Source organism: Leptolyngbya sp. ST-U4 (assembly GCF_039962215.1).
Taxonomy (GTDB): Bacteria; Cyanobacteriota; Cyanobacteriia; order Elainellales; family Elainellaceae; genus Leptolyngbya_A.
On sequence record NZ_JAMPKZ010000058.1, the window covers coordinates 1 to 10,000 of the forward strand.

Below are 10,000 nucleotides of genomic sequence, written 5' to 3' on the forward strand. Positions count from 1 at the left end.
TATGGTACGGTGGACCCACCCTGACCCATCCCGAACTCAGGTGTGAAACGCTGAAACGGCGACGATAGTTGGAGGGTTGCTTCCTGCAACAATAGCTCGATGCCAGGGTAATTATGAAGTTAGAAGCCTCTCCTGCGTTTGCAAGAGAGGCTTTTGCGTATGAGTAATTTGCCTTACTGAAATGAAACAGGAAGACGGCATGGAAGACTGGGATGTATTTGGATTACACCGAGCTGCAATTTTGTCTCTAGTGAATCCGAAATCCCGGCTTAGACGTACTGTAAGCAGATTGGATGAGTTCGGATGCATAGCTGAACCATCTTAAATTTGACAAACAGATGTACTCCGTTCAGAGGTAAAGATATGAAAACCAAGATTTCAAGCATCAGATGCATGCTGAGTTTATTTGTGTTGCTGTCTGGAGTTGCTTTGCCTCAGATTGCTCGAGCTGGTCATACCAATGCGGTGCTGTCAACAGAGCTAGATGGTAGAGCGGAAGTTCCTAGTAATGCTAGCAATAACCGCATGGTAGGCGACCCGGATGGAATGGGGTCAGCTTATGTGTTTGGCGTAGATGGTGATCCAAAAACTCTATGTTATGTTCTGGAAGTCTCAGAACTTCAGTTAGTTCCAGTTGGTGATGGAATGGCTGCCCATATTCACGAGGGAACAGCTGGTGAAAACGGACCAGTGGTGGTGGCCCTGGCTGGGCCAGAAGATGGTAATGCCGGCGACTGTTTGACCGAGGGTGAAGAAGGCAAGTTCCCTACAGGCGAAGCAGGACTTGTTCAGCGCATTCTGACCAACCCGGAGAACTTTTATATTAATGTGCATAACCCTGAGTTTCCAGATGGGGCAATTCGAGGGCAGCTAATGGCTATTGATTAAGCCTAAAGGAGACTGGTGCAGATATTAAGGTGAGGTATCTACGTTGCGTTCGGCTTTGACTACGGGCATCGTTTGCCCCACTATTGAGTGAATTTGCTCATCAATATTCCTCAACCAGGCTTTCTAGCTCCTGCAATAGCTTCTCTAATCGCCGCTGCTTTTTGGGGTCATCTAGCCCCTGCTTCACCTTCCGGGAAACAGACACTAGGCGATCGCTCAAAGTTGGCTTTTTTTCAGCCGTCGAAGTCAGGTCTTGGAACCGCTCCTTAATCTGCGTCAACGATAGATTTTGGGCGATCGCCTCCTGTAAAAGCTTTTGCCGCAATGAGTCATCTTTCAGACGTGAAATTGCCCTTGCTTTGGTATATTCCAACTTGCCCCGGCGCAACACCTCTAGTACATCTGGGGGAAGCTTCAGGAGTGGAAGCCTTGACGTGCGAAAACTCTCAGGTGTGATCCCAACGGTTGACTTTAGAATTTTGGCGATCGATTCTATTCGTCGGGAAACATTGACCGATAAATCAGTTCCCTTTTTCTGAGCTGTTGCCATCTGAGTCAGTGCGTCCAGAATCTTCTCCCGGCTGCACTGTAGATTAAGAGTTAGTAGCTCCAGTAGTCCCTCGGTTTCCTCAACTGGGTTGAGGTCTTCCCGCTGCAAGTTTTCCACCAGGGCAAGCTGCACTGCACCCTGGTCTGATAACTCCCGTACTACAATCGGAATCTCTTTCAGCCCAGCCAGTTGAGACGCCTTGTAGCGACGCTCTCCGGCAACTAATTCATACTTCCCATCCGGCAGGGGACGCACCAGAATTGGTTCCAGAACCCCATGCTGCCGAATTGATGCCGCCAAGTCTTCTAACTTCTCCGAGTCAAAATATCGCCGGGGCTGCTTCGAGGGAAGGAGGATATTTTCGATCGCGATTGAGTTTATAGCAGCCGCTTCTCCAGAGGCAGAGGTAATCTCAGGCAAAGAACTGAGAAAAGCTTTAACCCCGCGCATCTCCGGCACAACTCGCTTCTTGCTCATGCCAACGCCTCCAACTGAGTAGCGATCGCCTCCAGAACCTTTACGGCTGGATGACTGGAACTGTATCGAACAAGGGGCTGATGTTCCATTGAAGCATCCGCAAAGGCAGTTGCACGCGGAACTGGGGGAAAGACCGTTGTGATTGCGCCAAGCTGCTCCTGAACTGCCCCCAGAATCATTTTATCTTGAGCATTGCTTGCAGCATAAATCGTAGGCACAACTCCTGCTATTTCTAACTCCGAATTGACGTAAGACTGCACCTGCCGAATGCTATCTAACAGCAACTCCGTTCCCTTATAGCTCTTGTACTGCGTCTGAATTGGGATCAGCACATGGGTCGAGGCTACTAAGCTGAGGACACTCAGAATCCCTAAGCTAGGCGGAGAATCAATCAGAACAACATCATATTGATTTAGAATCGGCTCTAAGACTCGCTTCAATCGCCATTCTCGCGCCATTGCAGAAGTAAGCTGCATCTCCGCGGCACTCAACATAATGTTAGAAGGCAATAGATCCATTCCATGAATACCAGGGTGAATCGCTAATGGAGCTTCATTCAAGATCGAGTTGGCGATCGTCTGTTCTAGCTCAGCAGGTTCCAAGCCCATGAAAACAGTCAGGCTCGCCTGCGGATCCATATCAATCAGCAGCACCTTCCGACCATGCTGAGCCATGTGATAGCCCAAATTCATGGTTAGTGACGTTTTCATTACGCCACCCGACTGGTTATAGATGGTGATTACCAGAGCCACCGAACTCACCCGGTAAACGCTATCCAAAAGTTTAAGCGAGATCGGGTGAGTTTACTCACTGCTTCAAGCCCTCAAGGAGCAATGTTTCCTGCAAGGGGTTAATTGCTCTCTCCAGCACAGCGATCGGAATAATCTTCCTCAGTTCCTCCTGAGCCTCGATACAATCAGCTTCCTGCCACAGTTGCCGCACATCCTCGATTGTTTCTGGAGAATGCCACGCTTTAAGAAGCTGGAAGGAGGTCGGGGGCGGATCACCCGTCTGTTTTTCTATATTAGACAGGAGGGGAGATCCAGCACCTACGGTTTGATCGCGCTTAGCTTTACGCTGTTCCAGAATCGCGATCGCCTCCTGCCAGGACAGAAGATGCAATCGGTAAACCCTCAGCTTCTCGCCCTCATACCCTGCTACGAATCGAGACCAGCGAAAATCAGTTTTGATGCCCAGTTGCGATAGAAGCTGGTGGATGATTTGCACATCACTCATCTCTTCAGTAATTGTGAGTTTAAGCGCTTGCTTAATCTGGGCTGCCCATTTCCTGGCTTTGGCCGCATAAGGGCAGAGGTCATACCTGGTCCATTCTTTGTCCTGGTTCAGAAAATCAGTTAGCCCGAGCTGTTCCCGTAAGGCTCGACGGAGCTCAGCACTGGAGATATCCCATGGACAGAGCGATTGATTCCATCTCAGTTGATTGTCCAATGCCTTCACGGTGCGATCGATCGCCACACCAGGGTAGAGCAATTCCTCCAGGCTCCGCAGTTCCCCCCGTCGTCGCCCCTCCTTATCCGCCAGGATGTCCTCGATCGTGAGTTCGTCTAGACAATAGAACTCCTTCAGATAAAACTTGGCGATCGCCCGCTGCTGCTCTGGAGAAATACTCTCCTGCGCCTCCAGTTGCAGCACTTCGCTGATCGTCAAATCGTCTGCTGCCACAATACTCTCCGCGTCCAATTGCCGTAGCTCGTCGCGAGCAATCTTCAGCAGTTCGCCAATGTTGCCATTTGATTCTCGGTTCTGGATTGTCACCTGGTTGCCCTCCAAGCGAAGCCGCACGATTAACGCCTCTCGCAGTTGTAGCATCGATCGATTCTGGGCGGCAGCAATGCGGCAGTAAAAGTCGAGATGAGGATCAGCTTGCCAGTCATAGGCTTTGAGATCTGGGACATCTTCCCGCAGGGATGAGCGAATTAAGCTAACCGTGGCAGAAGTGCAGCTTTGCAGATGGGCTTTTAGCTCCAGAAAATTCGTAGACCGGGATGCTTTGCTATAGTTGCTACCCCGTTTGGCACACCATACCACTCGCTCCACCGGCTCCCGGACTCGTCCTAACGCCTGAGCCATATCTGCATCTGTGGAACTGACGCCGCTGAAGATGCCATAGACTTTAGCAATGATGCCCTGAGCTTCAATGCTGACTCCGGTGGACAGTGAGGGAGAGCAAATAATTACATCGAACTCACTCTGCTCCAGAACTGAGTCTGGGGTTTGGATGAAGGCTCGCTCAAACTCTCCACCCGATGTATCAGAATTAACCACCAGCACCCGCAACTGAGGAAACTGCTGCTCGATCGTCCTGGCCAGTGTCTTCGAGGTTGCCTTGCTGTCTGTCGCGACAAACAACACCTTGCCAGATTCCAGTGTCGCGATGTCTTCTAACAAGTCTGCCGTGATTGCAGTGCGATCAGGACACTGAAACATTTGTACTATGCATCCTTGCGGCTGGAAGTCGTTGCGAATCAGGAAGACAGGGCTTGTATCTTCCCTCAAGGCTTTGAGGTAGTGCAGCGTCGCATTATCCAGATCTGCATCGGCAACAATGACGCGACGAGCAACTCGAATTAACTGCCGGAATCGTGCTAGCAGGGCTGGGCGCTTGCCGTCTTTCGCGCAGGTACTAGAGGCCAGCAAGTGGCGAATTACCTGCACCGCTTCGTCAATCACCAAGTCGCAGCCCTTGAACTGCTCAGGGTCGATCGCCAGCAGAGAATCAACGACAAAGCTGATGCGGAGGGTGTAGGCAGAGCCAGAGATAAACTCTCCGTTCGCTTTATCTAGGTCGCCAATGTAATCCAGCTTCAATCGTTGGCTGAGGGAACGTTGCAGCGATCGCCGATGTCCAGCAGAGAGGACTTTCTCTAATCCCTCAACCTGATGAGCAATCCACTTGGTCTTTCCCGTTCCCTTGGGGCTGCACAGTGCGATTATGCCTTCCGCAGGGAGACGTTCTAGCTCCAGGGTAGATAAGTCAGCAGTCTGTAACCTGATCGCCGGCGTCCAGGTAAGCTGCTGGGCGAACTGCTGCCAGATGCGCCAGTGTTCCAGTAGAAGTGCCTCGGCGTTTGCTTTTTCCCAGGCTTCAACCCCGCAATTCACGATCAGGTCATCAATGCCCTTGCCGTCTTTGCCGTTCCACTGGGCGATCGCCACCGTTCCATTCGTTTGATGCAGCAGCCCGCCGAAGCGAGATAGCGCAACATTCACCCGCTGCCGCGTTTTGTCTTCTGCATCCTGGTCAAATGCTAGTACATGTTGCCTGCCCACCTGACAGAAGCGCAGGACCTCTGCAATCAGATCGCGATCGCCAAGCGCATCCTTGGAGTAGCCACCATTCACCCCATAAAGCGCGATTGCCACAAAGCCCAAGCTCAGGAGGGAGAGGGCTTTCTTACCGCCTTCTGTCCAGACGATCGGAATTTCAGGATGGGCAGCTAACCAGTCCCAGAATGAACCGTCTAAGGGGACATCGATGCTGTAGCGATCGGTAATTCTTTGTCGGATGGCAGGTGGAAGGTCGGGCAGAAAGGCTCTTGACCCGTTGCCAACTGGGGTTTCATACTTGCAAACCTTCCCTGTCTGGTTCACTCTGGGCTGACCGAGCTTTGCCTGCCAGCAAGAATCATCTTCATTCAAGAGCAGTGCGGCGACCGTTGCGATCGGTCTACTAATCCAAAAGCGGGTGTATTTCCAGTTCAGCGCATCATGGATCGGGGTTTCAAGCACTTCCCCGCGCTCGTAGATCAGGTCAGGAACTACTCGGACAGTGGCAGCAAACAGGACTGGGTCGATCGCGCTGCCGTGAATAAACTCTTGCTCGATTGCTTTACGGAACTGTTCTAGCGAGATGAAGGCTTGTGGGTTTGTGCCGTTTTCTTCGTTCCTTTCTGACCATGACAAATTTTGAGATGCAAAACCCTGTGGAGACGAGGAGACTCTCGTCCCAATCAATGAAATATTCATGGGGACGTTCTTAGTGCTGCGTGAATGGGTTGCTTGATTCGTGAGTTTTCCGGTGACCTAGGGGGTGAAGAATGAAGCGGGTTCCCAGCAGGCTTGAGAAAAATTGCAGCAACAATTGACGCACCGATCTGACAGTGTGCTATCTTTGTCTCAAGTCTGGGTGATTTTTAAACCAAAAATCCCCGCTGCTGAAAGAGTTACTTTTTCAGCGATTTGACCCCCTAGGGGGACTTATGAAAAACCAAATAGCCTGTGTAAGAACTAAAAACCGCTGGTAGTTGAGATTGGTCCCTCGTTAACCAGTGGTTTTTGCCTTTCTGCTACTGGTTTTTGTTTGTTTGAGCATTTGTTTGTTAGTTTCACCCCCTTAGCTAGGTGGACAAACTGGGTCTCTAGTGGCACTCGACCGATCGGGCTGAGGTGCGACTAATGTGCAAAGTATAGATCCGATCGCGTTTGAAAGAAAATCTGTGTTGCCCTAGATTACTACCTCGGCATCCTAATTTTTGGCTGAATCCGTTCTCTTGATTGGGCAAGAAGCCGGAGCTAGTGTACTTCTCCGCTCGGGGCTCGCGCTGAAAACCAGACCATTCTTCCCCTTTTCCTTTCATGGTCCAGCCGGCAAGCACAAGGTGATTGGCGTTCCCAGTGAGAGGGTATCGCTCATCCACTTCCTTTTCCGAGCTGGATGATTTGATTGGTAGTGAGCTTTAGTTCCTTGAACGTTTCACAAGGAATCGCCTCGTCCCCCATGAACTCTTGCTTGTCATAGCCGAGCCGCCCAACCAAAGGAAAAATGGCTCAAATTTAAGCACTATATGGTTAGGTGCTAGTATCCGATCCTGCAATGCAGGCAATGCTGCGTAATACGTTGCAAGGAACCGTAGGACACAGTATCGAAAAAAATTCCGGGCTGACGTTTGAGCAGCTTAAGGCTGCAGCTGAAAAAACAAGAATGAGGCGACTGCCACCGCGACCGCTCCAACACGGGCTATCAAAGTTGAGGTTCGAGCAGGATATTCAGGGGCAGTTCTGGGGAGATTGCAAGGAGTTCACATTGTTTCAGACTCTGAGTTAGTTCTCATGGCATCGGGTAACACGATCGCTTCAATCACCCCTATTTACACGAAAACTGGCGTAAGCGGGGCCCTTCCCTTGCTCCAGCAACCTGTAAATCAAACGGATATGTTATTTACATGCTCAACGGCCACACTGCTGATTAACGCTTCGTTAATAGAAAGAAATTAAATAGCTTTGAAATCTCTTACAGCAATCTTTGTCAAGTTCTAATAACTGAAAAATCTGGGAAACAAGCTACCCTTCAATGCCGAGGAAACTCCTCCAAGTTAAATATCCACTTCCAGTTCAACTTGGCATTGTATGGATAGGTATGCTTGCACAGGCGCACTCTTGGGCTATTAATATAACCAATTATTTCGAATTAAAAATACATGTTTCAAATCACAACGTTGATTATCTTTCTTCTCGATTTCTCCTCAATTGTATTTCCCATCGATTATCCCAGTAATTACACCTGTGCTGTTTGTTTGCAATACCTGTAGCACGTCAAAAGAAACCACACCACACACCTGGATAGGAAAATACTATGAGCAGCGAAAGCGGATGTCCGTTTGCGGGCGGAGGTCAGAAACATCAGCCTCGTCATAAACCATCGAACCGAGACTGGTGGCCGCATTATTTGCATCTGAACGTCCTCCACCAACACTCACCCCAGTCCAATCCTATGGGTGAGGAATTCAACTACGCTGAGGAGTTCAAGACTCTCGACTTAGCTGCCCTGAGGGCAGATATTTATGAGCTGATGACCACTTCTCAGGATTGGTGGCCAGCTGACTACGGTCATTATGGGCCGCTCTTCATCCGGATGGCTTGGCACAGCGCTGGCACGTATCGGATGGGTGATGGTCGCGGCGGCGCGGGCTCGGGTAGCCAGCGGTTTGAACCCCTCAACAGTTGGCCAGACAATGCCAACCTGGACAAGGCGCGCATGTTGCTTTGGCCAGTCAAGCAGAAATACGGCAAGAAAATTTCGTGGGCTGACCTCATGGTCTTCGCCGGCAACTGTGCCCTAGAGTCGATGGGCTTCAAGACGCTCGGCTTTGCCGGTGGGCGCGTGGACGTCTGGGCACCAGAGGAAGACATCTACTGGGGTTCTGAGAAAGCCTGGCTTGGCAATGAGCGTCACGAGGAGGACCGGGTGCTGCTGAACCCTCTCGCTGCCGTTCAGATGGGTCTGATTTATGTGAACCCGGAAGGGCCGGACGGCCACCCTGATCCGATCGGCGAAGGGCGCGATATTCGTGAAACCTTTAAGCGGATGGCGATGAACGATGCCGAAACGGTTGCGCTCACCGCTGGCGGACATACTTTTGGCAAATGTCACGGTGCGGGCGAGGCGACGCACGTGGGTCCTGACCCTGGGGGGGCCACCGTCATGGATCAGGGCCTCGGCTGGAAGAACGCCTTCAACACGGGTGTCGGTGTCGATGCGATCACCAGCGGAATCGAAGGCGCATGGACTCCTACGCCGACGCAGTGGGACAACAGCTATCTCGAAACCCTGTTCAAATATGACTGGGAACTGACGAAGAGCCCGGCTGGTGCGTGGCAATGGAAGCCCAAGGGCGACGCGGGTGCGGGTACAGTGCCCGACGCACACGATCCGTCAAGACGGCACGCCCCCATGATGACCACGGCGGACATGGCTATGAAGATGGACCCCATCTATGAGCCAATTTCGCGGCATTACCTCGAGCACCCGGATGAGTTTGCTGAGGCGTTTGCTAAAGCCTGGTTTAAGCTAACGCACCGTGACATGGGTCCTCGATCGCGCTATCTCGGTCCGGAGGTTCCTCAAGAAGAGTTCCTGTGGCAAGACCCCATCCCCGAAGTCGATCATGAATTGATTGATGAGCAGGATATCGCCGCCCTCAAAGCCAAGATCCTGGCTTCGGGACTGTCTGTCTCCCAACTTGTTTCGACCGCTTGGGCGTCGGCGGTAACGTTCCGCTGCTCCGACATGCGTGGTGGAGCGAACGGGGGGCGTCTTCGTCTCGCGCCGCAGAAAGATTGGGAAGTCAACCAGCCAGACCAGTTGGCAACAGTGCTGCAAACCCTGGAGGGGATCCAGCAGGAGTTCAACAGCTCGCAGTCTGGCGGAAAGTGGGTTTCAATCGCTGACTTGATCGTTCTGGGCGGCTGTGCAGGCATCGAACAAGCGGCGAAAAATGCCGGTCACGATGTGACAGTTCCTTTCAAGCCGGGACGCATGGACGCGTCGCAAGAGAAAACGGATGTCGAGTCCTTCGCGGTGCTCGAGCCAACTGCAGACGGGTTCCGCAACTACACCAGCGGCAAACACAGTGAATCACTCGAAGAGTTGCTGGTTGATCGGGCGCAGTTGCTGAACTTAACAGCCCCTCAGATGACGGCTCTCCTAGGCGGCTTGCGCGTCTTGGGTGCAAACTTTGGAGGGTCCAAACACGGCGTCTTCACCGATCGATCAGAGACGTTGACCAATGACTTCTTCATCAACCTGCTCGACCTGGGCACGACCTGGAAGGCGGTCTCGGAGGAGGAATATGTGTTCGAGGGAAGCGATCGCAAAACAGGCGACCTCAAGTGGACCGCGACCCGTGTTGACCTCATTTTCGGCTCAAACTCTCAGCTCCGAGCCCTTGCGGAAGTCTACGGAGCTGAGGACTCGCAGTCGAAATTTGTAAATGACTTTGTGGCAGCGTGGGACAAGGTGATGAACCTCGATCGCTATGACCTTCGCGCAGTCTTAGCGAAAACCTCTGCAAGGAGTTTCTAGGCGTAACTTTAACCAATCATCGGTGATTCTAGGCTGAGGCTACGCAGACCTGCAGAAATCATGAACGCGGGTGGAAGCCAGAGACAAACATAAGGGCGGCATTTCAAGACAAGTTGAAACTCCGCCCTCGCTTTAGTCCCTTACGTCAAAGCTGCTAATAATCCAACCAACGCCCGAGGAGATCGTGTCGGTTCCTTCTCCTTACTACCTTCGATTACGCCTTCGGCAAACTGCGAAGCAACCGACACGATCACGATCGGTAG

At 51.8% G+C, this 10,000-nt stretch carries 6 protein-coding genes (1 of these 6 cut by a window edge); 2 read left to right on the forward strand and 4 right to left on the reverse strand.

Annotated elements, in window-relative coordinates; translation table 11 throughout:
* Positions 1-363 precede the first annotated feature (363 nt).
* Positions 364-888 carry a CHRD domain-containing protein gene (locus tag NDA02_RS27075; protein WP_199296460.1) on the forward strand — a complete coding sequence of 175 codons (525 nt, stop codon included), beginning with the start codon at positions 364-366 and terminating at the stop codon, positions 886-888.
* 100 nt (positions 889-988) lie between these two features.
* On the opposite strand, the gene NDA02_RS27080 is transcribed toward NDA02_RS27075, so the two are convergent.
* The 3 genes from NDA02_RS27080 to NDA02_RS27090 are packed head-to-tail and all read right to left on the reverse strand — an operon-like array spanning position 989 to position 5,902.
* Positions 989-1,915 (reverse strand): ParB/RepB/Spo0J family partition protein, encoded by a 927-nt coding sequence (locus NDA02_RS27080; RefSeq protein ID WP_190791255.1) that lies wholly within the window; start codon positions 1,913-1,915, stop codon positions 989-991.
* The gene (locus tag NDA02_RS27085) at positions 1,912-2,667 is read right to left on the reverse strand and encodes an AAA family ATPase (RefSeq protein WP_190791259.1); all 756 of its coding nucleotides are present in this window, start codon (positions 2,665-2,667) and stop codon (positions 1,912-1,914) included. Before NDA02_RS27085 ends, NDA02_RS27080 begins: the two co-directional genes overlap by 4 nt.
* A gap of 55 nt (positions 2,668-2,722) precedes the next feature.
* Positions 2,723-5,902, reverse strand: a complete 3,180-nt coding sequence (locus tag NDA02_RS27090; protein WP_190791256.1) for a plasmid replication protein, CyRepA1 family — start codon at positions 5,900-5,902, stop codon at positions 2,723-2,725.
* 1,606 nt (positions 5,903-7,508) lie between these two features.
* Between NDA02_RS27090 and katG the strand changes: the two genes are divergently transcribed.
* On the forward strand, positions 7,509-9,737 hold the full coding sequence (gene katG, locus NDA02_RS27095) for a catalase/peroxidase HPI (protein WP_190791257.1): 2,229 nt from the start codon (positions 7,509-7,511) through the stop codon (positions 9,735-9,737).
* A 140-nt stretch (positions 9,738-9,877) separates the two neighbouring features.
* Here the strand turns inward: katG and NDA02_RS27100 are convergent, their stop codons facing one another.
* A protein-coding gene (locus tag NDA02_RS27100) for a hypothetical protein (RefSeq protein ID WP_348249866.1) crosses the window boundary here: on the reverse strand, positions 9,878-10,000 show its 3' portion. 30 nt of this gene lie beyond the right edge of the window; 123 of the gene's 153 nt are visible here — the last part of the coding sequence; the start codon falls outside the window, past its right edge; it ends in the stop codon at positions 9,878-9,880.

What these genes read in the sequence shown, in the direction of transcription:
- NDA02_RS27075 (WP_199296460.1), top strand. Translation starts at nt 364, where the DNA reads ATGAAAACCAAGATTTCAAGCATCAGATGCATGCTGAGTTTATTTGTG.
- NDA02_RS27080 (WP_190791255.1), bottom strand. Translation starts at nt 1,915, where the DNA reads ATGAGCAAGAAGCGAGTTGTGCCGGAGATGCGCGGGGTTAAAGCTTTT.
- NDA02_RS27090 (WP_190791256.1), bottom strand. Translation starts at nt 5,902, where the DNA reads ATGAATATTTCATTGATTGGGACGAGAGTCTCCTCGTCTCCACAGGGT.
- katG (WP_190791257.1), top strand. Translation starts at nt 7,509, where the DNA reads ATGAGCAGCGAAAGCGGATGTCCGTTTGCGGGCGGAGGTCAGAAACAT.